The organism is Micromonospora sp. NBC_00389, assembly GCF_036059255.1.
Classification (GTDB): Bacteria; Actinomycetota; Actinomycetes; order Mycobacteriales; family Micromonosporaceae; genus Micromonospora.
On the sequence record NZ_CP107947.1, the window covers coordinates 2,736,641 to 2,762,223 of the forward strand.

27 protein-coding genes are annotated in these 25,583 nt (G+C 72.9%); 17 read left to right on the plus strand and 10 right to left on the minus strand.

The genetic code is table 11. The features are described from left to right. The first annotated feature begins 21 nt into the window (after positions 1-21). Positions 22-1,002 carry a hypothetical protein gene (locus OG470_RS13010; RefSeq protein WP_328424033.1) on the plus strand — a complete coding sequence of 327 codons (981 nt, stop codon included), beginning with the start codon at positions 22-24 and terminating at the stop codon, positions 1,000-1,002. Between the two features lies 1 nt (position 1,003). On the opposite strand, the gene OG470_RS13015 is transcribed toward OG470_RS13010, so the two are convergent. Genes OG470_RS13015 through OG470_RS13030 form a run of 4 tightly spaced genes read right to left on the minus strand, consistent with a single transcriptional unit; the run spans position 1,004 to position 4,042 of the window. Further along, positions 1,004-1,567 (minus strand): SOUL family heme-binding protein, encoded by a 564-nt coding sequence (locus OG470_RS13015; RefSeq protein WP_328424035.1) that lies wholly within the window; start codon positions 1,565-1,567, stop codon positions 1,004-1,006. Between the two features lie 32 nt (positions 1,568-1,599). Further along, positions 1,600-2,349, minus strand: coding sequence for a YqeB family protein (locus OG470_RS13020; protein WP_328424037.1), 750 nt, complete (start codon positions 2,347-2,349; stop codon positions 1,600-1,602). Between the two features lie 2 nt (positions 2,350-2,351). Further along, positions 2,352-3,149 (minus strand): ABC transporter permease, encoded by a 798-nt coding sequence (locus OG470_RS13025; protein ID WP_328424039.1) that lies wholly within the window; start codon positions 3,147-3,149, stop codon positions 2,352-2,354. Next, positions 3,146-4,042, minus strand: a complete 897-nt coding sequence (locus OG470_RS13030; protein ID WP_328424041.1) for an ABC transporter ATP-binding protein — start codon at positions 4,040-4,042, stop codon at positions 3,146-3,148. The genes OG470_RS13025 and OG470_RS13030 overlap by 4 nt, the downstream gene beginning before the upstream one ends. A gap of 132 nt (positions 4,043-4,174) precedes the next feature. On the opposite strand from OG470_RS13030, the gene OG470_RS13035 reads away from it, so the two are divergent. From OG470_RS13035 to OG470_RS13045, 3 genes are all read left to right on the plus strand, one after another. After that, complete coding sequence (locus OG470_RS13035; RefSeq protein WP_328424043.1) at positions 4,175-5,428, plus strand: sensor histidine kinase; 1,254 nt, start codon at positions 4,175-4,177, stop codon at positions 5,426-5,428. After that, positions 5,407-6,135 (plus strand): response regulator, encoded by a 729-nt coding sequence (locus OG470_RS13040; protein ID WP_442931193.1) that lies wholly within the window; start codon positions 5,407-5,409, stop codon positions 6,133-6,135. The genes OG470_RS13035 and OG470_RS13040 overlap by 22 nt, the downstream gene beginning before the upstream one ends. Positions 6,136-6,376: 241 nt before the next feature. After that, positions 6,377-6,844, plus strand: coding sequence for a hypothetical protein (locus OG470_RS13045; protein WP_328424048.1), 468 nt, complete (start codon positions 6,377-6,379; stop codon positions 6,842-6,844). 102 nt (positions 6,845-6,946) lie between these two features. Here the strand turns inward: OG470_RS13045 and OG470_RS13050 are convergent, their stop codons facing one another. Beyond that, positions 6,947-7,735: a D-Ala-D-Ala carboxypeptidase family metallohydrolase gene (locus OG470_RS13050; RefSeq protein WP_328424050.1), complete on the minus strand. Its 789-nt coding sequence runs from the start codon at positions 7,733-7,735 to the stop codon at positions 6,947-6,949. 305 nt (positions 7,736-8,040) lie between these two features. Between OG470_RS13050 and OG470_RS13055 the strand changes: the two genes are divergently transcribed. Together OG470_RS13055 and OG470_RS13060 are read left to right on the plus strand one after the other, a co-directional pair. Then, positions 8,041-8,679: a DUF6642 family protein gene (locus OG470_RS13055; RefSeq protein ID WP_328424052.1), complete on the plus strand. Its 639-nt coding sequence runs from the start codon at positions 8,041-8,043 to the stop codon at positions 8,677-8,679. Between the two features lie 42 nt (positions 8,680-8,721). Further along, positions 8,722-9,186, plus strand: coding sequence for a PPOX class F420-dependent oxidoreductase (locus tag OG470_RS13060; protein WP_328424054.1), 465 nt, complete (start codon positions 8,722-8,724; stop codon positions 9,184-9,186). A 22-nt stretch (positions 9,187-9,208) separates the two neighbouring features. On the opposite strand, the gene OG470_RS13065 is transcribed toward OG470_RS13060, so the two are convergent. Next, on the minus strand, positions 9,209-9,850 hold the full coding sequence (locus OG470_RS13065) for an NAD(P)-dependent oxidoreductase (RefSeq protein ID WP_328424056.1): 642 nt from the start codon (positions 9,848-9,850) through the stop codon (positions 9,209-9,211). Between the two features lie 191 nt (positions 9,851-10,041). Here OG470_RS13065 and OG470_RS13070 point away from each other — a divergent pair, with 191 nt between their 5' ends. Next, complete coding sequence (locus tag OG470_RS13070) at positions 10,042-10,983, plus strand: hypothetical protein (protein ID WP_328424058.1); 942 nt, start codon at positions 10,042-10,044, stop codon at positions 10,981-10,983. 208 nt (positions 10,984-11,191) lie between these two features. Here OG470_RS13070 and OG470_RS13075 read toward each other — a convergent pair whose 3' ends face one another. Next, positions 11,192-12,424, minus strand: a complete 1,233-nt coding sequence (locus OG470_RS13075; protein WP_328424060.1) for a serine hydrolase domain-containing protein — start codon at positions 12,422-12,424, stop codon at positions 11,192-11,194. Positions 12,425-12,516: 92 nt separating this feature from the next. On the opposite strand from OG470_RS13075, the gene OG470_RS13080 reads away from it, so the two are divergent. From OG470_RS13080 to OG470_RS13095, 4 genes are all read left to right on the plus strand, one after another. Beyond that, positions 12,517-13,110: a pentapeptide repeat-containing protein gene (locus tag OG470_RS13080; RefSeq protein ID WP_328424062.1), complete on the plus strand. Its 594-nt coding sequence runs from the start codon at positions 12,517-12,519 to the stop codon at positions 13,108-13,110. A 145-nt stretch (positions 13,111-13,255) separates the two neighbouring features. Beyond that, the gene (locus OG470_RS13085; RefSeq protein ID WP_328424063.1) at positions 13,256-14,275 is read left to right on the plus strand and encodes a hypothetical protein; all 1,020 of its coding nucleotides are present in this window, start codon (positions 13,256-13,258) and stop codon (positions 14,273-14,275) included. 90 nt (positions 14,276-14,365) lie between these two features. After that, entirely contained in the window at positions 14,366-14,803 is a 438-nt protein-coding gene (locus tag OG470_RS13090; RefSeq protein WP_328424065.1) for a nitroreductase family deazaflavin-dependent oxidoreductase, read from the plus strand. Between the two features lie 99 nt (positions 14,804-14,902). Further along, on the plus strand, positions 14,903-15,247 hold the full coding sequence (locus OG470_RS13095; RefSeq protein WP_328424067.1) for a hypothetical protein: 345 nt from the start codon (positions 14,903-14,905) through the stop codon (positions 15,245-15,247). Between the two features lie 28 nt (positions 15,248-15,275). Here the strand turns inward: OG470_RS13095 and dacB are convergent, their stop codons facing one another. Together dacB and OG470_RS13105 are read right to left on the minus strand one after the other, a co-directional pair. Further along, positions 15,276-16,859 carry a D-alanyl-D-alanine carboxypeptidase/D-alanyl-D-alanine endopeptidase gene (dacB, locus tag OG470_RS13100; RefSeq protein ID WP_328424069.1) on the minus strand — a complete coding sequence of 528 codons (1,584 nt, stop codon included), beginning with the start codon at positions 16,857-16,859 and terminating at the stop codon, positions 15,276-15,278. A gap of 66 nt (positions 16,860-16,925) precedes the next feature. Further along, positions 16,926-17,642, minus strand: a complete 717-nt coding sequence (locus tag OG470_RS13105; protein WP_328424071.1) for an MIP/aquaporin family protein — start codon at positions 17,640-17,642, stop codon at positions 16,926-16,928. A 110-nt stretch (positions 17,643-17,752) separates the two neighbouring features. On the opposite strand from OG470_RS13105, the gene OG470_RS13110 reads away from it, so the two are divergent. Next, complete coding sequence (locus OG470_RS13110) at positions 17,753-18,826, plus strand: NAD(P)-binding domain-containing protein (protein WP_328424073.1); 1,074 nt, start codon at positions 17,753-17,755, stop codon at positions 18,824-18,826. Positions 18,827-19,021: 195 nt separating this feature from the next. Next, positions 19,022-19,300 (plus strand): adhesin, encoded by a 279-nt coding sequence (locus OG470_RS13115; protein WP_328424075.1) that lies wholly within the window; start codon positions 19,022-19,024, stop codon positions 19,298-19,300. A 9-nt stretch (positions 19,301-19,309) separates the two neighbouring features. On the opposite strand, the gene OG470_RS13120 is transcribed toward OG470_RS13115, so the two are convergent. After that, complete coding sequence (locus OG470_RS13120; protein WP_328424077.1) at positions 19,310-20,410, minus strand: beta family protein; 1,101 nt, start codon at positions 20,408-20,410, stop codon at positions 19,310-19,312. Positions 20,411-20,502: 92 nt separating this feature from the next. Here OG470_RS13120 and OG470_RS13125 point away from each other — a divergent pair, with 92 nt between their 5' ends. From OG470_RS13125 to OG470_RS13140, 4 genes are all read left to right on the plus strand, one after another. Next, entirely contained in the window at positions 20,503-21,396 is an 894-nt protein-coding gene (locus OG470_RS13125; protein WP_328424079.1) for a sulfotransferase domain-containing protein, read from the plus strand. Positions 21,397-21,648: 252 nt separating this feature from the next. Beyond that, positions 21,649-22,041: a cupin domain-containing protein gene (locus tag OG470_RS13130; protein ID WP_328424081.1), complete on the plus strand. Its 393-nt coding sequence runs from the start codon at positions 21,649-21,651 to the stop codon at positions 22,039-22,041. Positions 22,042-22,092: 51 nt separating this feature from the next. After that, positions 22,093-23,892: a glycoside hydrolase family 15 protein gene (locus OG470_RS13135; RefSeq protein ID WP_328424083.1), complete on the plus strand. Its 1,800-nt coding sequence runs from the start codon at positions 22,093-22,095 to the stop codon at positions 23,890-23,892. A gap of 284 nt (positions 23,893-24,176) precedes the next feature. Further along, complete coding sequence (locus OG470_RS13140) at positions 24,177-25,553, plus strand: pectate lyase (protein WP_328424085.1); 1,377 nt, start codon at positions 24,177-24,179, stop codon at positions 25,551-25,553. Positions 25,554-25,583: the final 30 nt, after the last annotated feature.

The following is a 25,583-nucleotide window of genomic DNA, read 5'->3' on the forward strand; positions in this document are numbered from 1 at the left end:
TCGGGCCGCTACGGTCCACGGATGCGATCCGCGCGCCCGGTCGGGCTGCTCCTGTCCGCCGCCGCCGTCGTGCTCTGGGCGATCGGCATGACGGTGCTGCAACCGCTGACCGAACCGTTCGGCCCGTGGTCGGAGCGGTTGCCGGGTAACAACGCCTACTGGGCGCGGGACCTGCGGTTCGCGGCGATCGTCGCGGTGGCACTGGGGCTGGTGCTGGCTGGCCGGGGGCGTCTGAGCTGGTGCGGCCCGGCGGTGCTGCTCGGCGGTTTCTGGGTCGCCGTCGACGTGGCGATCGACCGGGTCGACCCGGGCGGCGTCGGGGCGACCGTACTGCTCGCCGCGGGTGGTTGCGCGGTCGTCGGCGCGTTGGCGGCGGTCCTGCTGTGGCGGGAGCGAGGCGCGCCGCCGGCCGGTCCGGATCGGCCGGCGCTGATCGCTGTGGCCTGCGTGGCCGGGGTGCTGACGCTGGTGGCCGCCGGTATGGAGTCGCCGACTGACCGCGAGCCGGAGCTGAACCAGGCGGCGGTGGCCACGGCGGCGCTGCTGGTCGCTCTGACCATCGGCGCCGCCCTGGCGGCGGCTCCGGCTCTGGCCCGCGCCCGGTTCTGGCTGGCGGCGGCTCTCGGCGTCGCGGCGGCGTTCGGTGTCGGGCTGATCCGTGCCGTCCCGCCCGGCCCGCGGCTCCTGGTGGAGCTTGCCCTCGGGGCGGTGCTGCTCACCGGCGTCACCCTGCTGGCCTGGGACTGGCCGGGCGGTCGACCGGCCTGGCGACTTCACGCGCTGGCTGGCCTCGCCGCGCTGGTGGGCCCGGTGCCGATGCTGGTGGTCGCGGCCATCGCCATGATGGTGCTGCTGCCGATCGGTGCGGCGTTCACGGCGCTGGCGGGCAACAGCCCGATCAACGCCGCCGACTCCGACGTGCTGCTCTCGCTGGCCGGGCTGCTCTCCGGGCTGGGGATGGCGCTGTTGCTGGCCCTTCCGACCCTGGTCGACCGTCGCTGACTCACTCCACCACCGGCAGCACGACCTCGTTGCGGCGCAGGAACCACGGCTTCCACGGCGAGTCGAAGCGGGCGTACCGGATGGCGCCGGTGGGTTGCAGCCGGGCGGCTGTGACCGCCCGGCCGAGCGCGGTGGCCCGCTGCCCGAATGCCTGCTCCGTCCACCGCCCGGAGAAACGCATCGCCGCCGCGAGCTGTGCCGGGATCTCGCGGATCCGCACTCGGGGGTCCACCGGCTCGGGCAGGGTGGCGGCGGTGGAGTTGGCCGGCATGACGAACTGAACCAGGTACGCGCCCGGCCGCTCGCCCTCCTCCTGGACCACCGGCACGGTCATCGGGATCTTCTCCGTGCCGGTGGCCTCCGGCATCACCGGTGTCGTCAGCCCGGCCGGGTGCCGTGTCCGGTTGGCGCCCCCGAGGTACGCGGCCAGCGGCCGGAACGCCTCCAGCGGTGCCCTGGTGAACGACGCCTCGACCTGCATCTCGGCCACCAGGTGGGCCGGGTACCGGCGCAGCTCGAAGCCCGGGTGTCGGGCCACCACCCGGTACGGCTGCCGCTCGGTCATCGCGCGCTCCCAGTGATCTCCTGGGAGAGACGCTACCGCCCTTCCGGCCCGCGCTCGGCAGAAGTCGTCTCCTGCTGCCCGGGCGTGACGGCGCGCCCGTTCAGCCGCCAGTACTGCCGCTTCTCCTCGTCGCGCAGGACCACCCCGAGCCGGCCCAACTCCCTGCGCAGTTCCCGGGCGTCGTCGCGGCGATCCTTCCGGACCGCTCGGTCGCGTGCCCGCAGCAGGGCGTCCGCCCCGGTGGGCAGACCGGGCAGCTCGGGCACCCACAGCCGGTAGGCCGACCGGTGCGGATCGCCGTCGGCCCACCCCCATCCGTGCGTCCGGAACGCCGCCGCCAGCCGGTCGGCCGGCAGGTCCGTCGACTCCCGGGCCAGCTCGGCGCCGTCGGAGTCGAGCAGCACCAGGCGCCCGTCGTCGACGAAGACCGCCCGGGTCTCGGCTCGCCCGACGGTCCGGTCCTTGCCGGCGCGGCGCAGCCGGACCTGCGCCGCGTCGACGGTGACGATGAGCCGTTCGGCGGTGCCGTTCCCGGCGACGACCAGGCCGGCCAGCGCACCCACCGCGGCCGTGCCGGCGATGGCCTGTGCGTCGGGCAGCCGGTCCAGCAGCCCGAAGAGCCACTGCACGGGTGCCCAGGGCAGCCCGGCGACCCAGCCCGCCGCCAGCGCGAGCAGGCCGCCGGTGGCGGCACCGAGCAGCGGGAAGCCGCCCCACATGACCACCAGCTCCAGTGGGCCGCCGCTGACCACGGTGCGCGGACGGTTGCCGGCGACATCCATGGTCAGGACACTTCCGGGCGGAGCGTCCGGACCAGGCCGGCGGCCAGCGGAAGGACCATCCAGACCAGCAGGGACACCGTCATCCGCCCCCACTGTTCGCCGGTGATGGTGTCGCTGCTGAACAACGGTTCCATGGTCCGGCTGGTGTCCAGCCAACTGGCCGGGCCGCGCAGGGGCCGGACCACCTCGCCGAGCACTCCCCAGAGGGTGGGCAGCAGCAGGTAGCCGACGATGGCCAGCGGTGGGTTGAGCAGCAGCAGGCCGAAGGCGGCACCCATCAGTACGCCGGTGACCTGGAGGATCACCGCGTTCAGGATCAGCGCCCCGTCGATCCGCCAGCTGCCCGCGCCGCCGGTGGCCGACGCCACCAGCGTCCCGGCGGCGGCGATGGCCAGGCTGGCCAGCACCGAGGCCAGTGCGGCCAGCACCACCGCGATCAGCTTCGCGGCCACCACCCGCTCCCGGCGGGGTACCAACGCGTACGTGGTGAGGGCGGTGCGCTGGGACCACTCGCTGGTGATCGACAGGATGCCGAGCACCGGCAGCAGCACCCCGATCGGCAGCAGCGAGGGCGTGAAGAAGTTGACGAAGGTCTGTGCGGTGTCCTTGGCGTAGATCAGCTGGAGGGTGACGATCGCGGCGGCGACCAGGCCGATGGTGATCAGCAGCCAGCGGCCGGCCCGGGTGTCGGCGAGCTTGCGCAGCTCCACGGCGGTGAGCCGGAGCAGCGACGGGCGGCGTACCGGATTGTGCTGCCGGGGCGCGACGGCGCCGGCTGTGGGCGCGGTGGTGGTGGTCATCGGACGGCCTCCTTGGTGGATTCGCCGGCGGTCAGGGTGAGGAAGAGCTGTTCCAGGCCACCGCCGCTGGCGGGGCGCAGCTCGGCCAGCGCGACACCGGCGTCCGCGGCGGCCTGGCCGACCACCTCGGCGTCGGCCTGCACGAGCAGCCCGTCGGAGCCGTCCGCGGCGGTGAGGCCGGCCGCGTCCAGCGCCCGGCGCAGTGCCGCGCCGTCGCGGGCCCGGACCAGCGTGCCGCCGCCGGCGAGCAGTTCGTTCTTGTCGCCCTGGGCCACGATCCGGCCGCCCCCGATAACCACCAGCCGGTCCGCGATCGCCTCCACCTCGCGCAGCAGGTGGGAGGAGAGCAGCACGGTGCCGCCCCGGTCGGCGAAGTCGCGCAGCAGGCCGCGCATCCAGAAGATCCCCTCCGGGTCCAGGCCGTTCGCCGGCTCGTCGAGGATGAGCACCCGGGGGTCACCGAGCAGCGCGTGCGCCAGCCCGAGCCGCTGGCGCATGCCCAGCGAGTACGCCCGTACCCGCCGCTTGGCGGCCACCGCGTTCAACCCGACCAGGTCGAGCTTCGCGGCGACCTCGCGCCGGTCCAACCCCATGGTGTACGCGGACAGCGTCAACGCCTCGCGGCCGGTGCGACCGGCGTGCTGCGCGGACGCGTCCAGCAGCACCCCGACCTCCCGTCCCGGGTTGGGCAGGTCCCGGTAGGGCCGACCGGAGACGGTGGCTCGGCCGGCCGTCGGTGCGGTGAGCCCGCAGATCATCCGCATGGTGGTGGACTTGCCGGCGCCGTTCGGGCCGAGGAAGCCGGTGACTGTGCCCGGCTCGCACTGGAACGACACGTCGTCCACGGCCGGGTGCGGCCCGTATCGCTTGGTGAGGTTCTCCACGGTGATCATGTCGTCGAGCCTGCCCGCGCCGCCCGGCCATCCGCTGCGGCCACCGGTCGGCGCCGCACCGACCTTGGTCGACCGACCGGTCTCGACTTTGGTAGCTGGTCGTGGTGCCGGTCGGCTGCCTAGCATGGCCTCGTGACCAGCCTCGCCGTGCCGGAACACCCCTGGCTGCTGCCCGGGGCGTTGGCCGGCGCGGCCAGCCCGGACGCGGCCACCCGGCGACCGCGCCGCACCACCCGGGACTGGGCGGTGGACACCCTGGCGTTCCTGCTCTCCCTGGTCTGGGTGCTGTTCGCCACGGCGGACGCCCTGTCGCCCGACCCGGCGATGACGACCGCGCTTCCGCACGACTGGATGGCCGGCGTGGACGCGCTGCTCGGGCTGACCTGCTGCGGGCTGCTCTGGCTGCGTCGGCGGTGGCCGCTCGGGCTGGTGGTGGCCACCACACCGCTGACGCTGTTCTCGATGGCCGCGGCCATCCCGCTGTTGATCCTCTACTTCACCGTGGTGGTGCACCGGCGGACTGCCGTCGCGGTGGCGGTGACCGGCGCCGGACTGGTCACCAACATGGTCTTCAGTTTGCTGCGCCCGGACCCGAACATGCCGTACTGGGCCACCGCGTCGTGGGGCGTGGTGCTCAGTTTCGTCGTGCTGTCCTGGGGGATGTTCGTGCGGGCCCGGCGGCAGTTGATCGTGTCGCTGCGGGACCGGGCCGAGCGGGCCGAGGCCGAGCAGCAGCTCCGGGTGGCCCAGGCCCGCCATCTCGAACGCACCCGGATCGCCCGGGAGATGCACGACGTGCTGGCTCACCGGATCTCGCTGCTCAGCCTGCACGCCGGCGCTCTGGAGTTCCGCCCGGACGCGCCGCCCGACGAGGTGGCCCGGGCGGCCGGGGTGATCCGGGGCAGCGCGCACGCCGCCCTGCAGGACCTGCGGGAGGTCATCGGGGTGCTGCGGGCGGAGGGCGACGGCGACGCTCCGGAGCCTCCGCAGCCCACCCTCGCCGACCTGCCGGCGCTGATCGACGAGTCGCGCACGGCCGGTGTGCGGGTCAACGTCAGTGACAGCGTCGTCGCGCCGGGGGACGTGCCGGCGGCGCTGGGTCGGGCCGCGTACCGGATCGTGCAGGAGGGGCTGACCAACGCCCGCAAGCACGCGGCCGGCGCGGCGGTCACCGTGGACCTGGCCGGCGGGCCGGGCACCGGCCTGACCGTGGCGATCGGCAACCGGTGGCCGGTGGGCGCCCCGGCCGGGGGAGAGGTGCCGGGCGCTGGCACCGGCCTGGTCGGCATCACCGAGCGGGTCACGCTGGCCGGCGGCCGGCTGGCGTACGGGCGGGACGACGCGGGCGACTTCCGGCTGGCGGCCTGGCTGCCGTGGCCGGCGTGACCGGGCCGCCCGGCCAGGCCGGGGCAGCTACCGGCACCTCGCCGGTACGGGTGTTGATCGTGGACGACGACGCGCTGGTCCGGGCCGGGCTCTCGATGATCCTCGGCGGCCTGCCGGACCTGATCGTGGTGGGCGAGGCGGCCGACGGCGGCGAGGTGCCGGCGGCGGTGGCCGCGTACGCCCCGGACGTGGTGCTGATGGACATCCGGATGCCCCGGGTGGACGGGCTGACCGCCACCGAGGCGCTGCGCGCCCAGCCGCAACCGCCGGAGGTGCTGGTGCTGACCACCTTCGACGCCGACGAGCAGGTGCTGCGGGCGTTGCGCGCCGGGGCGGCCGGCTTCCTGCTCAAGGACACGCCGCCGGCGGAGATCGTGCACGCGGTGCGCCGGGTGGCTGCCGGCGAGGCGACGCTCTCCCCGACGGTGACCCGGACGCTGATCGCCCACGTGACCGCCGCCACCCCGGGCCCGGCCGGCCCCGACCCGCGTCGGGAGCGGGCGCTGCGGTTGCTCACCGGGCTCAGCGAGCGGGAGCGGCAGGTGGCCGTCGCGCTGGGCCGGGGTCGCACCAACGCGGAGATCGCGGGGGAGTTGTTCATGAGCGTGGCGACGGTGAAGGCGTACGTCTCCCGGCTGCTGACCCGCCTCGACCTCAACAACCGGGTCCAGGTGGCCCTGCTGGTGCACGACGCCGGCCTGGTCTGAGGTCACACTCATTTTTGAGTGTTCCATCGGTGGATGTATTCGTGGAGGCAGCTGCCGCCTGTGCCGGCCCTGGCCGTGTCGCGCAGCGGCGCGGCCGTCGACGGGGTGCGCGTGTTGTCCCCGGACGATCTCCTTACCGGGTATCGGAATTGAACCTTTGTCCGGTGCCGGCCGTACCACTGCCCGAGGATGTCGGTGCGGTGGGTCCGCCGTACCGCTGCCGAACTGCGGGAGGCCTGCCGTGCGAGTTGGTGAGCAGTCGACGGATCCCATCGATCAGGTACTGGGTGAGGTGCCCATGCCGGCGCCGCTGACCCCCGAGGATGTCCGGCTCGCGGTCCGGGCGGTGGTGGTGCACACCGCCGAGGAGTGGCCGACCGGGCCGCTGTGCCGCAACGACGGCGCCTCCTACCCGTGTCGCCTGCACCGTTGGGGGCGACGGGTGCTGGAGACGCACGGGCTCAACGAACGCCAGATCGAAGCGTTGATCCGGCACGGCAACCCGTTCGTGCACGTGCCCTTCCCGTTCACCGCGAACGGGCCGGCGCCCGCGCGTCCCGGTGGCTACCCGGCCCAGGCGCCGCGTACCGGCGGGCTGCCGGCGCGGCACCAGGCCGCGCGGGTCGTCCCACCCGGGGTACGGCCCACCGCTCCCGGCCGGCCGGTGACTCCCCCCGTCACCGCGCCGCGCTGGCCCCGGGCGAGCTGAGCGGCACTACCCCTCCGTCGCCCGGCCCGGGGCGACAGGACGTCGGCCCGACGCGGGTGTTTCCCCACCCACGCCGGGCCGACGTCGTGCTGTCCGTAGGGGTCAGTCGTTGCCCGCCCCGATTCCGCAGTCCGGTGCGGACCAGCTCGTGGTGTTCGAGCTGCGGTCGCTGTTGTTCTGTCGCCGCGAGTCGACGTGCACGTGGTCGTCGTGGTCGGGGTAGCCGGGCCCGTAGATCCCGCTGAAGCCGTTGTTGCGGGCACCGCGGGCGACCTCGCACAGCGACGACGTCCGCGAGGTGACGTCGGCCGCGTTGCCGTACAGGTGCTGGCTGTCCGCCGCGCCGCCGACCTGGTTGTTGCAGGCCCGGCTGCGGAACCCGCTCGTCACGTTGAGCGGCTTGTCGCCAAGGCTCTTGCGCAGCGCCTCCAGCTTCCACATGGTGTGCAGCGCGTTCTGCCGGGTCTGGGCCTCCGACAGCGGGCCGCCGCTGTACCCGCCGCGGCCGCACCCGTCGTCCAGTTCGCTGTAGGTGAAGTGCGCGGGCGTGCAGTCGTTGTCCTGGAGCTGGTACAGCTTGGCGTAGGTCTGCGGGCCGGCGATCCCGTCGGCGCGCAGCCCGTACGCCTGCTGGAACCGCTTGATCGCGGCGGCGGTCTTCGGTCCGTAGCGGCCGTCGAGCTCCACGATGTCCCGGTTCCCGGCCCAGCCGGCGACCCGGATCTGCAACTGGCGGACATCGTCGCCGGAGCGTCCCTGGGTCAGGGTGCGGTTCCAGGTGTAGCAGCCGTCCGCGTGCGCCGCTGGCGCGGCGATCACCGCGGCGATCGCTGCCCCGGGCAGCGCCAGGGCGAATGCGACGGCAGCCCGCTTCAAGGTGTTTACGCGCACAGAAGTCCTCCCGATAGGAGAGCGAATGGGGTGGGCTTCGGGACATCGACCGGGACGTCCCGTGATTTCCACCCTCGCACTGATCAGTGCCGTTGGCGGCAATTAACGAGAATTGTCCTCACGATTCGCGTTACCTGGGCCTTGGCTGGGAATTGGGCTGATTTGTGAAACAGCCATTCACCCCGATTGCCCCGCGCACGGGCTAACCACACCGAACGTCGCGATTGGCCACACCGAGGGTGATGTTCCCCTGTCGTACTCGGGCGGTAACGTCAGCCCCGGGCGGCGGACTGGCGGAGGTGCACGTGGCACGCGGTGGCGTCTTCTGTGTCGAGGGGCAGTGGCACCGCGACCTCAACGAGCGGGGTTCCGTGCTGCCCACCCTTGAGCTGCTGGAACGGCTGGGCAAGATCCGTTTCATCCACAAGGACGCGGCGACCCGCGACGAGCTGTTCTATTTTCTGGACCGCTGGCTGCTCAAGCAGTACGCCGACCACCGGGTCGGCTTCTTCGCCATGCACGGCGAGCCGAGCCGGCTCTGCCTCACCGACTGGCAGTCGGTGGAGTTGAACGAGGTGGCCGAGTTGATGGCCGGCCGCGCCGAGGGGCGCCGACTCTATTTCGGCAGTTGTTCGGTGCTGCGCGCCTCGGATGCGGTGCTGCGCGAGTTTCTGGAGGTCACCGGCGCCGCGCTGATCTGCGGTTTTACCCGGGAAGTCGACTGGGTCGAATCGGCGGCCTTCGAAACCGTACTGCTCGACGTGCTGGCCAACGGCCAGCGACACAATGCCGCCGAGCTGCGAATGGGCTCGGCGCACTGGGCGCCGCTCGCCTCGTACCTCGGTTTCCGGGTGATCTACGCCAACGGTCGGGCCTGGCGCCCGTCCGGCCGGCCCCGGGTGCCTGCCCAGGTGGTGCACCGCGCCGCCACCCGGCCCTCCTGACCCGCCGCCACCGATCGGCCGCCGCCCTGGTAGGAACGAGTGATGGCGCCCAGCATCGCGAAGAACACCCGGGTCGACCGGGACACCCTGCTCGACTTCCTTCGGCCGCGACACCGCGTCGTACTGATGACCACCCGGGCCGACGGCCGCCCGCAGTCCTCCCCGGTCTCCGCCGGCATCGACGGCCAGGGCCGGCTGGTCGTCTCCACCTACCCCGAGCGGGCCAAGGCGACCAACATCCGCCGCGACCCCCGGGTCTCGGCCTGCGTGCTCTCCGACGACTGGAACGGGCCCTGGGTGCAGCTCGACGGCACCGCCGAGGTGTTGGACCTGCCCGAGGCGCTGGAGCCGCTGGTCGAGTACTTCCGGTGCATCTCCGGCGAGCACCCGGACTGGGACGACTACCGGGCGGCGATGGTGCGCCAGGGCAAGTCGCTGATCCGGGTCACCATCGACGCGTGGGGTCCGATCGCCACCGGCGGCTTCCCGGCCCGGCTCGCCGGCTGACTATGACCGGCCGGCCCCCGGGTCAGTACGCGGCGGTGAAGCGCGCGTTCTGGTGCCGAGGCTGCTCGATCTCGTCGACGATCGCCACCGCCAGGTCCTCGTAGGTCAGCACCGAGCGGCCCTGATCGTCGGTGACCGGCTGGTCGGTGCCGGTGCGGTAGTGCCCGGTGCGCTCGCCGGGGTGGAACTCCAGCGGCGGCGGGGAGACGTAGGTCCAGGTCACCCCGTCGGCGGCGGTGCGGTAGTAGTCCAGGGCGTCGGCCTGGCCCAGCGCCGAGTCCCGGTACTGCGCCGGGAAGTCCGGCTCGTCCATGATGCGGGTGCCGCGCGGGGTGAGCAGGGTCGACCCGCCGCCCAGGTGGATGATCCGCGGCGCGGCCGGCATCTCCCGCAGCGTGGTCACCAGGTTCTCCGCCGCGTTCCGCCACAGCTCGGGTCCGCCGCCGCCGATCGCCACCACCAGCGCGTCCGCGTCCGGCGCCACCTCCCGGACGCTCCGCTCGCTGGTGGCGTCCCCGGTCACGACCCGTACCCCGGTGGGCAGGTACGAGGTGGCCTCCGGGCGGCGGACCGCGGCGATCACCCGGTGCCCCCGGCCGATCGCCTCGGCGGTGACCCGCGAACCGGCGGTGCCGCCCGCGCCAAACACGACGATGGTGCTCACGATCGCCTCCCGCCTCCCGCCTCCCGCTCCGGCCGGCGGTGCCGGCCGGCTGTCCGCCTCCAGGCTAGGGAGCACGCCGCCCGGGAGATGCCGTAACGACGAACCCGGCCGCCATGTTCGGCGGACCAGCGGGCTGGCACCCATCGAATATGGTGAGCCGTGCAAGATCCACCGAACCCCCCGGGAGATTCATGAACCACCTCTCCACCCGTCGCCGGCTGCTCGCCTGGGCGGCGCCGGTCACGCTGGCCCTCACCGTCGTGGCGCCGGCGCTCCCGGCCCAGGCCGCGCGGACCAGCGCCCCGACTCCGGCCGTCGTTGGCCCGGTCGACAAGGACCTCAACGGCGACGGCGTACCGGACCTGGTGACCATCGGCGGCACCGCCGGGCTCGACGTGGGCGTGTGGGCGGCGCTCGGTCGGGTCAACGCGACCACCGGTGTGGGCACCGGCCGGGTGAGGGTTCCGGCGGTGAACATCGGGGTCTACGGCAACGGGGTCACCGGCACGAACTCGCCGGCCGACTTCGACGGCGCCCAGGTGATCACCGGCCGCTTCTTCGGCACGGCGAACCAGGACTTCCTGGCCTACTACCCGGGCATCAACGCCGGCCACGCCAGCGTCATGGCGGGTGCCGGTGACGGCACCATGCTCAACCCCTACATCAGCGGTAACAACGTCAGCGTCGACGCCAACAGTCTCGTCGACGAGTACGGCAACGCCCCGATCCAGATCGTCAACGGGTACGCGGCGGACGGCGTCGACACCGGCATTCCGGACCTGCTCGGCATCGGGGGCGACGCGACGAACGGCTACCGGCCGGCCTACTACCCGAACCTCTGGGCGCCCGGTGCCTACTTCCCCCGGTTGGCGCTGACCAACGCCACTCCCACCGGCGGCAGCGACTGGGAGAACTGGACCCTGGCCAGCACCGAGCTGACCTCGGGTGCGGCGCTGGTGCTGCGCAACGCCTCCACCGGTGACCTCTTCCTCTGGCAGGGCGTCACCATGACCGACAACGGCGACGGGACCGGCGTGTTGGCCTACACGCCGTACCGGCTCGCCTCCGGCTGGAACACCGGCGTCGCGATCAGCAGCCTCGCCGCCGCCGACCTGAACCGACGGCGTGGCTGACCTGTGGGCGGTGTTCCCCGACGGGACCGTGCGGGCGTACTTGATCTCGAACCTGTCGGCGACCCGTGCAGCGAAGGTGCGGGCGATCCAGCCACAGCAGTTGGGCTGAGTCAACGCTGCGGTCCGTCGCCCGTGCGGGCGGTGGGCCGCAGCGAGCCCTGCCCGCCCCGGTTGCACGGCTGCGGCCTGCGGCGCCGGCCGCGTCGGGTCAGGCGACCAGGGCGGAGTAGACGAGCTGGCGTAGTTGGGAGCGCAACGGGTACGTGCTCGACGGCATCAGCTGGGTGAAGAGGAGCGCGGTGATCTCCTCGGATGGGTCCACCCAGAACGCGGTGCTGGCCACCCCGCCCCAGTAGTACTCGCCGACACTGCTCGGCACCCGGCTGGGGATCGGGTCGTCGATCACCGCGAAGCCGAGGCCGAAGCCGACCCCGTCCAGGGTCGTCTCGGCGAAGCCGCCGGTGGACAGGGTGCCCAGGTCCTGACCCTCGGGCAGGTGGTTGCGGGTCATGAAGCGCACCGTGCGCGGCCCGAGCAGGCGGACCCCGTCTAGCTCGCCGCCGCGCAGCAGCATCTGCGTGAAGCGGTGGTAGTCGGCGGCGCTGGAGATCAGGCCGCCGCCGCCGGAGTGCAACACCGGCTTGCGGTACGCGAGCGAGCCGAGCCTGTCGTAGCGGATCGCCTGGCCGCTGCGCGGGTCCGGTGCGTAGAGCGCCGCCAGCCGCTCGGCCTCGTCGCCCTCGACCCACCACCGGGTGTCGGTCATGCCTAGCGGGCGGAAGATCCGGTCGGCGAAGAACGCGTCGAGGCTCTGCCCGGAGACCACCTCGACCAGCCGGCCGAGCACGTCGGTGGCGACCGAGTAGCCCCAGGCGGTGCCGGGTTGGAACAGCAGCGGCAGCTCGCCGAACGCCGCGCAGGCACCGGCCAGGTCGACGTCCGTTGGCGGGTACAGGTCGTAGCCGGCGGCCCGGTAGAGCCCGTCGACCACCGAGGTCTGCATGAAGCCGTACGTCAGGCCGGCGGTGTGGGTGAGCAGGTGCCAGACCCGGATCGGCTCGATCGCCGGCACGGTGTGCGGCTTGAGCGTCGACCCCTTCGAGTAGACCCGCAGGTCGGCGAACTCCGGCAGCCAGCGGCTGATCTCGTCGGTCAGCTCGAACCGGCCCTCTTCCCACAGCATCATCGCCGCGACCGAGGTGACCGGTTTGGTCATCGAATAGATCCGCCAGAGAGTGTCGGCCTCGACCGGAGCACCCGACTCCCGGTCCCGCAGCCCGTACGTCGAGGAGTGCGCCACCTCGCCGCGGCGGGTGACCACCACCTGCCAGCCGGCCAGCCGGCCGTCGTCGACGTACCCGCCGAAGTGTTCGTCGATCCGCGCCAGCCGCGCCGGGTCGAAGCCGATCTGATCGGGGTCCTTGCTCCGCGCCACACTCACGTCGCCGAACCTACTAGTCGGTTCGCCGGTACCGGAAGGGGCTGCCCCGGACCCGTCGTCCGGTGGTCGGTGGCCGGCACTAGCCTGGTCGGATGCCGGAGCTGACCGAGGACGTGACCTTCCGCCACGAGGACTGGTACGGCGAGGAGTTGACCGACCGGCACTTCGTGGGCTGCGAGTTCTTCCACGTGGACCTCACCGAGGCGGTGAGCCGCGGCGCGGTCTTCACCGGCTGCACGTTCGGCAACGTGCTGTTCAACGCCTCCCGGCACGTCGACTCCGCCTTCACCCGCTGCACCTTCAAGCGGTGCAACTTCTTCGAGGCCGAGTTCACCGGTTGCAAGATGGTCGGCAGCACCTTCACTCAGTGCGACCTGCGTCCGCTGACGGTCGCCGGCGGCGACTGGTCCTTCGTCGCGCTGCCCGGCGCGGACCTGCGCGGCGTCCGGCTCACCGACGTGCGGATGCGCGAGGCCGACCTGACCGGCGCCAACCTGACCGGCGCCACGCTGAGCAGCGTGGACCTCTCCGGCGCGCAGCTGCACAGCTCCCGGCTGGGCGGCGCCGACCTGCGCGGCAGCGACCTGACCGCGCTCGACCCGACGGTGGTCGAGCGGGCCGGTGCCATCATCGACGGCGAGCAGGCCGTGATCATCGCGCAGGCGCTCGGCTTCCAGATCGGCTGACGCGAGGGGTGCTGGCGGCGACCGACGTCTCCGGCCGAGCGTGTCCGTGCGTCCGATACTTCCGGTAACGGCTGGACACGCCCGCCCGTCCGGATCTAGCGTGTCGATCACGTCGGCGCAGACGTGAGAAGGCCCACTGTGGACGGTGCGATCCGCACGGGTCGATGACGGCCGGGCGGCGGAGTTGGAGGGGTCGGTGGCGGACGAAGACCGCACGCGGGCGAATTCGCGGGCCGGGGACGAGTCCTCCGACCTACCGGCGCACCGACCGCGCGTCGTCACCATCAGGCAGACCCGCAGCGCGCTGCGCCGCCTCGCCCGTGCCCGGCGACGTCGGTTCTGGGCGGTGGAGGGGCTCGCCGTGCTCGTCTGCCTGGTGGTCCTGGTCACGTACCTCGGCACGCGATCCGAGCCGGAGGCCGGCGACGAGCAGGCAGGTCGCCCGGACGGCGTACACGCCGGAGCCGTCGCCCGTTCCACCGGCTTCCCGGGTGCCGAGGGGCGCACCACCGAGACCGGACCAGCGACGCCCGGCCTGCGTCCCCGGCAGCGTCCACCCTCGCCCGACCCGACGCCGTCGGTCAGTGCGTCGGTCCCGCCGGCGCCACCACCGGCAGCGGGATCGACGCTGTCGGTGAGCCAGGGTGAGATACCCGCCGAGGTCAACCTCACCGCCGTGGGCACCAGGGACTGGATGCACTGGGGGCTGAGCGGCGGCAAATCGACGGTCCGCAAGCGCGCCGGTTCCGGGGAGATCATCGACGGGGGCGGCGCAGGCACCCGGGTCGGCTGGGACGGCAACCAGGAAACCGTCCGCTGGTCCGACGGCACGCCGGAGCGGTCGGTGAGCGGCAGCGCGAACGGCGTCTACACCTGCGGGGCCGGCAACGGGTTCAGCCTCGCCGTCGCCGGCAGCGGCGAGCCACGCACGGTCCAGCTCTATGCCGGGACCTGGATGGCCCGCGGCCGGTTGGACGCGCGGTTGTCCACCGGTGGGCCGACCAGCACCGTGCGGCTGGAGGACCCGTACACCAGCCGAAGCGCCCAGTTCACGATCCGGTTCCGGCTGCCGAAGGGCGCCCGGCTGGTGCTGACCTGGACCGTCGAGAAGGTCTTCACGGAGCACTGCGGCAACGTCGGCCTCCAGGCCGTGGCGGTGCGCTGACCGGCCGCCGTCACCACGGCGTTCGCCCTGCCGGCGGCGGCTGGCGGCAGTAGCCTGGGCGCGAGTGCCACCGATCCGTAGGGAGCGCCGATGACGGCCAGCGAGCAGGTGGTGGACAGCCCTCAGGGCTGGGTCGCCGAGCACATCCAGCGGTACGTCGAGACCGGCGGCGCCGAGGGGCACGAGTGGCGGCCAGGCGTCTACACGCTGCTGCTGACCACCCGGGGTCGGCACAGCGGCAAGCTGCGGCGCACCGCGTTGATCTACGGCCGGGACGGTGACGGCTACCTGGTGGTCGGGTCGCAGGGCGGTGCCCCGAAGCACCCGGCCTGGTTCCTCAACCTGCTGGCGGAGCCGCAGGTCGAGGTGCAGGTCGGTGGGGAGACGTTCACCGCGCGGGCCCGCACCGCGACGGCGGAGGAGAAGCCGCGGATGTGGTCCACGATGGCGGCCATCTGGCCGGCGTACGACGACTACCAGGCCAAGACCGACCGGGAGATCCCGGTGGTGGTGCTGGAACGGCTCTGACCTGGCGTCTGTTGTCGCGCTCAAACTGCGGGACAGTTTGTCCGTCGGGCGGCGTCGAGGGGGACGTAACTTTCTGCTGTCCTCGTCCGACCATCCAGTGTGGAGACCGCGCAGACGAGCGCCAGTACCGCCCACCGCGTCCGTCCCGCCGCCTCGTCCGGCGCCGGTGAAGCGTCCGGAGAGGTGCTCCGCGACATCCCCCTGCCGCCGTACGTGACGGGCGAGGACGCCCAGTTTGCGGTGCGGGCGGTGGTGGTGCACGCGCCCCGGCGGTGGTCCGGCGGGATGGTCTGCCGCAACGACGCCAGCCCGCACCCGTGCCGGCTGCACCGCTGGGGCACCCGGGTGCTGGCGCTGCGCGGCCTGCGGGCCGCCGAGATCGCCGCGCTCATCGAGCGCGGCGATCCGACGGCGGTGGTCCCCGTACCGGACCGTCCGGCCTGACCGGCGGCTGGGGTACGCGCCGCGCCGGTCAGCAGGTGATCGGCTTGACCCAGGAGCACTCCACACCCTCCGGGGTGCGGGGCGTCTCCGGCACCGACGGCACTGCCGTCCGCGCCGCGGTCGAGCCGTCCTCGCGGTACCCCGCCAGCGCCACGGCGATCTGATCCTCCAGCGCCTTGACCGACGCCGTCAGGTAGTTGTTCAGCAGGATCGAGAACGCCAACAGCCGGCCGTCCGCGCTGGTGACGTAGCCGGACAGGCCGGAGACTCCGGTCAGGCTGCCGGTCTTGGCGTGCACGTTGCCCGCGGCCGGGGTGCCGGCCATCCGGCTGCGCAGTGTGCCGCCGACGAACCGCTCGGGTTGCCCGGCGATCGGCAGCGCCGCGTACCAGGTGGCGAACCAGGGTTCGGCCCGGACAGCGGCCAACAGGTCGACGAACTCCGTCGCCGGCACCAGGTTGCGCCGGGACAGGCCCGATCCGTCGCGCTGGCGCAGCTTGCCGGTGTCCATCCCGGTGTCGGCGACGTACTCGCTGATCGCGGTGAGCCCCGCCGACCAAGTGCCCGAACCGGAGAGCACCCTGCCGATCTCCTTGGTCAACACCTCGGCGTGCCCATTGTTGGAGAGCTTGAGGAACGGCGTCATCAGCTCACCCAGGGTCATCGAGTCGTGCCGGGCCACCGGGTGGGCCGCCTCGGGGGTGGGCTGGCCGAGCACGGTCCGGCCGAGCACCCGGACGCCGTGCCGGTGCAGCGCCGCCCGGAACACGCCGGCCGCGTAGCCGCTGGGCTCCCAGACGGTCACCCAGTCGCTGGCCGGCGCATCGCCGACCGCGATCTGTCCGCTCACCACGATGGTGTTGCCGCCGTGCTCGCGCTCGGTCGAGATCGAGGTCTCGCCGTCGGCGACCGTCTCGGCCCGGTTGTCGATCCGGACGTAATCGGTGGGCGGGGTGGTGCTGACCATGGGCGGGGCGCCGGCCCGGCCGGCCGGGCCGGCGTGCACGATCACGGTGCCCGCGTCGTAGTCGGTGTCGGGCGCGACCGTCAGCGCGGAGACCTGGGCGGCGTAGTAGTAGGGCTCGTCGTCCCAGGTCCAGTCGGGGCCGAGTCGGGTGCGGTCGTAGCGGGAGTCGTCGGCGATCAGGGTGCCGGTCACCACCCGGACGCCGTCGGCGGCGACCTGCGCGGCGAGCGCGTCGTAGTCGGCCGCGAGCATGGTCGGGTCGCCCCCGCCGCGTAGGTACAGGTTGCCGGAGAGCAGCCCGCCGCGACGCTTGCCGGTGGTCCGTACGTCGGTGGTGAAGCGGTGCCCCGGGCCGAGCAGTTCCAGGGCGGCGGTCGAGGTCAGCAGCTTGGTGTTGGAGGCCGGGATCAGCCGACGGTCCCCGTTGCGGTCGTAGAGGGTCTGTCCCGTGCTGGTGTCGACCACCACCACCGAGGCCTGCGCGCCGGCGAGCCGGGTGTCGGCGAGGATCGTGTCGATGGTGGCGTTCAGCCGGGTCGTCGCGGGGGTGGGCGACTCGGCGGTGGCGCCGGGCGCGCCGGCGGTGGCCGCGGTGGCGACCAGCGCGAGCAGCGCGAGGGCCCTGGGAAAGTGACGACGATGCATGCGCTGATGCTGCCACGAAGGTATTCGCCGGAGAAGAGTCTCAGACGAAGGTTATTGCCAGTCGTGCTAGGTCGGCCGGCCGACCGACTTGTCGTGCCCGCCCCAGTAGTGCCGCTGCGCCCCCATGATCAGCGGTGCCACCAGTGCGGCGAGCGCCCCGCCGAGCAGGGGGAAGACGATGAACACCCAGAGCTGCCGCAGGGCCACGCCGCCCTCGAAAACCGCCGGGCCGAAGGCGCGGGCCGGGTTGACCGCGGCACCGGTCAGTGTCAAGCCGACCAACTGGGTCGCGGCCAGGGCCAGTCCGATGGCGGCCCCGGCGGTGCCCGGATTCTCGCTACGACTGGTCACCACCAGGACGACCAGCACGAAGAGGAAGGTCAGTACGACCTCCAGCACGGCCGCGCCGCCCCGGTTGATGTGCGCGCCGTACCCGTTCGAGCCCAGCGCCCCGGACTGGTCCGCCACGTCACCCCAGCGGGTCAGTGCCCACAGCACGAAGGCGGCCACGGTCGCGCCGGCGAACTGCGCGATCCAGTAGGCCACCGCGCCGATCGCCGAGATCTTTCCGGAGAGCAGCACGCCGAGCGTCACCGCTGGGTTGACGTGACTGCCGGAGAGCGGGCCGATGGTGTAAACCAGGGCGAGCATGACGAACCCGAAGGCCAGCGCGACCACCACCACGCCGCCCTGGACCCGCGCCGCGACGGCGCTGCCCACCCCGAAGAAGACCAGCAGCAGGGTGCCGAGGAACTCGGCGGCGGCGCGGCGGGCATCTTCCATTCGTCCAGCTTAGGGATAATTTAGGCAGTTTCGTGTCGGATCGGCGGTCTGTGATCGGCGCGACGGCCGGCGGCGGGCACAGCGGCGGTACCCGCGGTGTTGCACCCCACGTGGACACCCACTCCGTCGACGTCGTGGTGATCGGTGCCGGCCAGGCCGGCCTGAGCGCTGGCTACCACCTGCGCCGCACGGGCTTCGCCCCGGGCAGCGGCTTCGTCATCCTCGACGGCGACGACGGCCCTGGCGGAGCCTGGCAGCATCGCTGGCCGACCCTGCGGATGGACCGGGTGCACGGCATCCACGACCTGCCCGGGCTGCCCTTCCCGCCCGCCGACCCGCAAGGGCCGGCGGCCGAGCAGGTCAGCGCCTACTTCGCCGAGTACGAGAAGGCCTTCGACCTGCCGGTCCAGCGGCCGGTGCGGGTCCGCGCGGTGCACTCCCGCCCGGACGGCCGGCTGGACGTACACACCGACGGCGACCAGTGGACGACGCGGGCCCTCATCAACGCGACCGGTACCTGGACCCGGCCGTTCTGGCCGCACTACCCGGGCCGGTCGTCGTTCCGGGGCCGGCAGCTGCACACCGCCGACTACCAGGGGCCGGCCGAGTTCGCCGGCCGCCGGGTGGTGGTGGTCGGCGGCGGCACCTCGGCGGTGCAACTGCTCGCCGAGGTCTCCACCGTCGCGGCCGCCACCACCTGGGTGACCCGTCGGCCGCCGGAGTTCCGGGACGAGGAGTTCGGCACCGAGCTGGGCCGGGCCGCGGTGGCCCGGGTGGACGTGGCGGTGCGCGCCGGGCGCTCGCCGGGCAGCGTGGTGGGCGTGACCGGGCTGCCGGTCACCCCGGAGATACGCCGGCTGCGCGAACGCGGTGTGCTCGACCGGCTACCCGTCTTCGACCGGATCACTCCCGACGGGGTGACCTGGGCCGGCGGGCGGTTCGTGCCGGCGGACGTGATCCTCTGGTGCACCGGCTTCCGGGCCGCGCTCGACCATCTCGCCCCGCTGGGGCTGCGCGGGCCGGGCGGCGGTATCACCATGGACGGCACCCGGGTGGCCGCCGACGAGCGGATCCACCTGGTCGGGTACGGCCCGTCGGCGAGCACGATCGGGGCCAACCGCGCCGGCCGTGCGGCGGTCAACGAGATTCGCGCGTGGCTCGCCCCGGTCGCCGCTCTCGACTGATCCGGCTCTATTTGACGGATCGCCCGGCAGCGGGCAACGTAGGTGATGACGGGGCCCGTCAGCTGCCCCGACGCGATGCGACGGCGACGACCGTTCGCCCCTTCTGTCGCCTCCCACGTGTGCTCGTACGCGGACCGACTGTCCGGTCTGCGCGGTAACCGACCGCGAGCCGAGAATCCACGAGGAGTTCCGCCAATGCTCACCATGACCGACAACGCCGTGCTCGTCATCCGTGACCTCGCCAACCAACAGGACGTGGCCGAGGACGGTGGGGTGCGGATCGCCGCCGACACCGAGGCCGGATCGCTCACCGTGGAACTGGTGCCCGAGCCGGCGCAGGGCGACCGCGTGGTCGACAACCAGGGCGCCCGGATCTTCCTCGACGAGGACGCCGCCGAACTGCTCGGCGACGCCTCGGTGGACGCCACCGTCGACGACGAGGGCATCATCCAGTTCGGCTTCACCGAGAAGTAGCAGCCCGGCTCAACCGGCGCGGCGGGTCTCGCCGCCGCGCGGCTGTCGCAGCGATCGCCCGCGCTGCGGCGGGTCCGGCCTGGGCTGCGAACCCGGGGCGCTGCCGCCGGCCGGGCGCAACAGCGCGGTCAGCACGTGCGCCAGGTGGTGCGACGTGCTCCATGCCGCCCAGTTGGCGGCCGAGCCGGCACCGGCACCCCGTCGAGCCCGGCGCAGCAGCTCGTGGTCGCCCCAGGAGAAGGCCGCGCCGGTGCTCGGCCAGTGCGGCGCCGACACGAGCGTGCGACACAGGTCGGCGAACCGGTCGTCGCCCCGCCCGCCCCGCCGGGACCAGCGGTAAACCCACCAGCTCCCGTCGGCGGTGTAGCGCACGGTGGGCAGCCGGTCTCCGGGGTCACCCGATCCCGGCAGGGCCGGGCCGACGCCGTAGTCGCCGTAGCCGACCCCGGCGTCGGTCAGCCGCTGCCAGAGCTGCCAGTCCCAGCGGTCGAGCCGGACCGGCTCGTCGGTGGGCAGCCGGGACAGCGTCGGCGGCATCCCGCCCGCCGCCACCGTCACCGACCGCCAGGAGTGCCGGCGGGCCCAGTCCAGCAGCCGGCGTACCCGCGGCTCGGCCAGCCGCACGTCCGCCGGGCAGCACACGTCCCCGGCGTCCACCAGCAGGTCGCACTCCTCTGGCACCAGCCCGGTGAGCCGCCAGATCCGCTCGACGGCGGTGGTGCTCGCGGCCGGCCCAGCCCGGTCCTGACCGGCACGCAGCCGGACCAGCGCCCGCCGGGCGTACGTCCGCGCCGCCGCGCCGTGCGCGACCAGCCGCCGGTCGCTCTCGGCGAGCCCGACCACCGGCACCAGCGGGACGCCCCAGCGGGCCAGTTCCGTGTCGGGGCTGTCCGGGAGGCCGGTGACGTCGACGGCCGTCAGCAGTCCGGCCGGCATCCGGCGGAGAACGTCCATCGTGGACCGATCGACCGTGCCGACCTCCAGGATCGGGGCGAGCAGTGGGGCGGCCGCGGGGTCGAGGTGGCTCAACGCTTCCAGCTCGCCGCGCCGGCTGGCGAGGATGGGGCGGTAGACAGGTTCCGCCGCCCGGCCTCCGTGGGCGGGCACCATACGTCAAATCTAGCCAGGCATGCGCATATGTCACAGGCCGTCCAATCCAAAATCGGCTGCTCGGCTGTCGGCTCGGCGACTACGCTCGCCGGATGCTCACGCCGGCCCACCGCTACCGATCCGACGACGAGGACAGCGGGCGCTGGACGGGTTTCCCGTTCCGGGACGGCGACATCGTGATCAGCACCCGGTCCAAGAGCGGCACCACCTGGATGCAGATGATCTGTGCCCTGCTGGTGCTGCGCACCCCGGAGCTGCCGGCGCCGTTGACCCAGCTGTCACCGTGGCTGGACTGGCTGGTCGAGCCGAAGGACGAGGTGTACCGCCGGTTGGCCGCCCAGCCGCACCGACGGTTCATCAAGACGCACACCCCCCTGGACGGTGTGCCGATCGACCCGCGGGTGCACTACGTGGTGGTGGCCCGGCACCCGCTGGACATGGCGGTGTCCCTCTACCACCAGGCCGGCAACCTGGACCGGGTGCGGCTCGCCGAGCTGACCGGTCAACCTGCGCCTGCCGGACCGCCCCGGGCGCGCCTGCCGGTACGCCAGTGGCTGCCGAGCTGGGTCGACCGGGAGGCCGACCCGCGCACCGAGCTGGACTCACTGGCCGGGGTGCTGTGGCACCTGAGCGACGCCTGGGCCCGTCGGCACGAGCCGAACGTCGAGCTGGTGCACTACGACGACCTGCGGGCCGACCTGGGCGGCCAGATGCGTCGCCTCGCCGACCGGTGGGGCCTCACGGTGCCTGCCGAGCGCTGGCCCGAGCTGGTCGAGGCGGCCACCTTCGGCCGGATGCGGGAGCGCGCCGACCAGCTCGCCCCGGACACGCTCGGCGTGCTGCGCGACCGCCGGGCTTTCTTCCGCCAAGGTGCCTCGGGGCAGGGGCGGGACCTGCTGGACCCGGCCGGGCAGGCGCGCTACCGGGCGCGAACGGCCGCCCTCGCGCCGCCGGACCTGCTCGCCTGGCTGCACCGCGACGGCTGACCAGCCGGCCGGGGTGCACAGACGAGCGCACGGCGCCGCTTCGACCGTGGTCGGAACGTCGCCGCGCTCTGGCCGTCTCCCACCACCGCAGCCGTTCGGCGGTACGCCGGCGGGGACCTGGCTCGACCGGCCGCGTGCACCGGTCAACCTGTCGATCCCCGGTCGGTGCAGATCCAAACCTGCCCAGCGTGGGGAATTCCACCATCTGCGCGTCCCGGCGTGGGGCGCCCCTGAACCGGGTATGAGCGCGACATGGAGCATTTCACGATCGCAACCGTCGCCGAGAAGAGTCCGGACTTCCGCCGAGTGCTGTGGACCGGGGAGCACACCCAGTTGGTCGTCATGACCATTCCGCCGGGTGGAGAGATCGGCGAGGAGGTGCACGAGGGCATCGACCAGATCCTGACCTTCGTCAGCGGCGCCGGCGAGGCGCGGGTGGCCGGCGAGAAGCGGGAGGTCGTCGCGGGCGACCTCGTCGTGGTGCCGTCGGGCACGAAGCACAACTTCGTCAATACCGGCCCCAACCCGCTGGTGCTGTACACCGTCTACGGCCCGCCGGAGCACGCCGACCAGGCCGTGCACCGGACCAAGGAGGAGGCCGACGCGGCCGAGGAGGCCGGCGAGGACGAGCCGCCGACCGGCTGACGGAGCCGCTGGCGGCGGTCTGATCCGGGCCGATCCGGGTACCCGCGGCGGGTGGAGCAGCAGCCGGCGATCTCCGACTACGGGTTCCTCTCGGACTCCCGCTCCGGCGCGCTGGTCGGCAGGGACGGTTCGATCGACTGGTGGTGTCCGGACCGGTTCGACGGCCCGTCCGTGTTCGGGCGGTTGCTCGACCCGCGCGCCGGGCACTTCCGGTTGGCGCCGGTTGGCGCCGGCCGGCCCGGGTACCGGGTGGAGCGCGCGTACCGGCCGGACTCGCTGGTGCTGCGCACGGTGCACCACACACCGCACGGCAGTGTGGCCGTCACCGACGCGCTCGCCGCCGAGATGGGTGCCCGCGCGCACGAACTGGGCAAGAACTCGCCGGCCGTGCTGATCCGGGTGGTCGAGGGGTTGTCCGGTCGGGTCCGGATGGCGTTGGACTTCGCGCCCCGGCCCGAGTACGGGCTGCTCACCCCGTACCTGCATGACCAGCCGGATGGCGGGGTGCTGGCCGGCGCCGGTCCGGTGGTGCTGGTGCTGCACGCGGGTGACCTGCCGCTGCGTGCCAGCCGGGACCGGGTGACCCACGAGTTCGAGGTCTCCGCCGGCCAGGTGGTCGGGTTGGACGTGGCGTTCGGCGAGACGTACGGCGCCCCGCCAGCTCGGCTGGACCCGGTGGCCGCGCTCGCCGAGACGACGCAGGCGTGGGAGGCGTACCGGGATGCGCACGGGTACGACGGCCGGTACCGGGATCTGGTCCGGCACAGCGCGACCGTGCTGACCGGCCTCACGTACGCCCGCAGTGGCGCGGTCGCCGCGGCGTTGACCACGTCGCTGCCGGAGCGGCTCGGCGGCGACCGCAACTACGACTACCGGTACTCCTGGCTGCGCGACTTCTCGATGACCTTGCGCGCCCTCTGGGTGGCGGCCTGCCCTACCGAGGCGGCCCGGCTGTTCGCCTGGGTGTCGCGCTCGATCGGCCGGATCGGCGACGATCCGGTGCCGGTGCTGTTCGGGCTGCGGGGGGAGCGGGACCTCAGCGAGCACGAGTGCACGCACCTGCGCGGCCACGTCGGCAGCGCGCCGGTCCGGATCGGCAACGACGCCTGGCGGCAGCGGCAGCTCGACGTGCCGGGGGAGGTGATGTCGGCGGTCTGGCGGCTGCGCGACTACCTGGGCACGACGTTCGACGGGGAGTTGCGGGAGATGGTGCTCGGCCTGACCGAGCAGGTGGCGAGCACCTGGCACCTGCCCGACCGGGGCATGTGGGAGACCCGGGACAGGGAACGGCACTACCTCTCCTCGAAGGTGCTCTGCTGGCTGACGATGGACCGGGCGGTGCGGCTCGCCGACCGGCTCGGCGAGCGGGCCGATCCACGTCGCTGGGCCGCGATCCGCGACGAGATCCGCGGTGAGGTGCTCCGTCAGGGCTGGAACGACCGGTTGGGTGCGTTCACCGGCGCGTTCGGCTCGGCCGAGATGGACGCCTCGGTGCTCTTCATGCCGGTGGCGCACTTCCTGCCGGCCACCGACCCCCGGATGCGCTCCACCATCGCTGTGGTGGAGCGGGATCTCGGCACCGAGAACGGGCTGGTCCGGCGCTGGACGGACGACCCCGCGGGCTTCCTGCTCTGCTCGTTCTGGCTGGTGGAGTGCCTGGTGATGGCCGGCGAGCGGCGACGGGCCGCGGAGTTGTTCGAGCGGGTGGTTGGGCACGCGAACGATGTGGGTCTGTTCAGCGAGCAGATCGACCTGGTCACCGGTGCGCAGCTCGGCAACACCCCGCAGGCGCTGTCGCACATCGGCCTGATCAACGCGGCCTGGCGGCTGACCGAGCCGGACAGCTACTGACCGGGGTACGCCGGCGGGATCTGGCCGCGACGTGCCGGGTTGCCGTGCGGTGAATCCTGCAACAGACCTGCAAGCGTCAGGCATTGACGTTGATGCGTACGCGGTCCTAGCCTCGAAGAGACGGGAAAGCCCTTTCCCCAGGGTTTTGATCCCGCTTCACCCCGCTCCGGAAACCGGGCATCCGACGGGGCGCACCGATCCCAGGTCGTGGCATCACGCGGTGCCAACACGTCCTCGCACGGACGGCCGGGGGATCGCCACCACATGCGTCAAGGAGGACAACTGTGCAGAAGAGACGACTCCCCGGCCGACGACCACTGCTGCTCGCGGTGGGCGCCGGCGCGACCGCGGCAGCCCTCGCGGCCGGCATGACCTCGGCCTTCGCGGCCACCGTCTTCACCGACGACTTCAACGACGGCAACGCCTCCGGCTGGTCCAAGTCCGGCGGCACCTGGGCCGTCGACGGCACGGGCGTGTTCAACCAGTCCAACGCCGGCAGCGAACTGGCCCGGCAGTTCGCCGGCCAGACCAGCTGGACCGACTACGCCGTGCAGGCCCGGGTCAAGCCGGTGAGCTTCGGCTCGTCCAGCGCCCTGGTCGGGCTGGCCGCGCGGTCCACCAGCAGCACCAAGATGTACCGGCTGGCCCTGCTCGGCTCCGGTCGGGCCGAGCTCCAGGCCGTCAACGGCAGTGCCATCACCGCGATCGGCTCCGCATCGCTCGGCACCGGCACCGGCACCTGGTACACCCTGCGCATCGAGACCAGCGGCAGCACCATCCGGGGCTTCGTCAACGGCACCCAGATCGCCGCCGGCAGCAACAGCCTGGCCAGCGCCGGCCGGATCGGCCTGGTCACCGCGTACGCCAGTGGCAGCTTCGACGACGTGGCGGTCGACTCGGCCGGTGGCGGCACTCCGACCACCCCACCGACAACCACCCCGCCGCCGAGCACCCCGCCACCCACCACGCCGGGCCCGACCACCCCACCGCCGGCAGGCTGGCCGACGCCCACCGGCAGCCAGAAGGTGGACGCGACGATCCCGGTCTCCGGCACCTTCGACGGCGGGCTCAAGCGCTACTACGGCATCGGCGACGGCGGGCAGAGCGAGAGCCAGGACCCGATGTTCGAGCTGGCCGCCGGTGCCACCCTGCGCAACGTGATCATCGGTGCGCCAGCCGGTGACGGCGTGCACTGCGAGGGCAACTGCACCCTGATCAACGTCTGGTGGGAGGACGTGGGCGAGGACGCCGCCACCTTCCGCGGCGGCACCACGTACACCGTCGACGGAGGCGGCGCCCGGTCCGCCAGCGACAAGGTCTTCCAGCACAACGGCTCGGGCACCGTCTACATCAAGAACTTCCGGGTGGAGAACGCCGGGAAGCTCTACCGGGCCTGCGGCAACTGCTCCACCTCGTACCAGCGGCACGTGGTGATCGACAACGTGGTCGTCCGGGACACCGACGCGATCGCCGGCATCAACACCAACTGGGGCGACACCGCCCGGTTCAGCCGGATCACGATCGTCGACGACCCGGACCGGGACACCTCGATCTGCGTCAAGTACCGCGGCGTGCCGAAGGGCGACGAGCCGACCGAGATCGGCGAGGGCGCCGACGGCGTCAACTGCCTCTACGCACCGTCCGACATCACCTACCAGTAGGCCGGCCAGAGGGCACCCCGCGGACCGCAC

Coding starts and splice junctions, on each gene's coding strand:
- OG470_RS13010 (WP_328424033.1), top strand. CDS start 22: ATGCGATCCGCGCGCCCGGTCGGGCTGCTCCTGTCCGCCGCCGCCGTC.
- OG470_RS13015 (WP_328424035.1), bottom strand. CDS start 1,567: ATGACCGAGCGGCAGCCGTACCGGGTGGTGGCCCGACACCCGGGCTTC.
- OG470_RS13020 (WP_328424037.1), bottom strand. CDS start 2,349: ATGGATGTCGCCGGCAACCGTCCGCGCACCGTGGTCAGCGGCGGCCCA.
- OG470_RS13025 (WP_328424039.1), bottom strand. CDS start 3,149: ATGACCACCACCACCGCGCCCACAGCCGGCGCCGTCGCGCCCCGGCAG.
- OG470_RS13030 (WP_328424041.1), bottom strand. CDS start 4,042: ATGATCACCGTGGAGAACCTCACCAAGCGATACGGGCCGCACCCGGCC.
- OG470_RS13060 (WP_328424054.1), top strand. CDS start 8,722: ATGGCGCCCAGCATCGCGAAGAACACCCGGGTCGACCGGGACACCCTG.
- OG470_RS13070 (WP_328424058.1), top strand. CDS start 10,042: ATGAACCACCTCTCCACCCGTCGCCGGCTGCTCGCCTGGGCGGCGCCG.
- OG470_RS13080 (WP_328424062.1), top strand. CDS start 12,517: ATGCCGGAGCTGACCGAGGACGTGACCTTCCGCCACGAGGACTGGTAC.
- OG470_RS13090 (WP_328424065.1), top strand. CDS start 14,366: ATGACGGCCAGCGAGCAGGTGGTGGACAGCCCTCAGGGCTGGGTCGCC.
- dacB (WP_328424069.1), bottom strand. CDS start 16,859: ATGCATCGTCGTCACTTTCCCAGGGCCCTCGCGCTGCTCGCGCTGGTC.
- OG470_RS13105 (WP_328424071.1), bottom strand. CDS start 17,642: ATGGAAGATGCCCGCCGCGCCGCCGCCGAGTTCCTCGGCACCCTGCTG.
- OG470_RS13115 (WP_328424075.1), top strand. CDS start 19,022: ATGCTCACCATGACCGACAACGCCGTGCTCGTCATCCGTGACCTCGCC.
- OG470_RS13120 (WP_328424077.1), bottom strand. CDS start 20,410: ATGGTGCCCGCCCACGGAGGCCGGGCGGCGGAACCTGTCTACCGCCCC.
- OG470_RS13125 (WP_328424079.1), top strand. CDS start 20,503: ATGCTCACGCCGGCCCACCGCTACCGATCCGACGACGAGGACAGCGGG.
- OG470_RS13130 (WP_328424081.1), top strand. CDS start 21,649: ATGGAGCATTTCACGATCGCAACCGTCGCCGAGAAGAGTCCGGACTTC.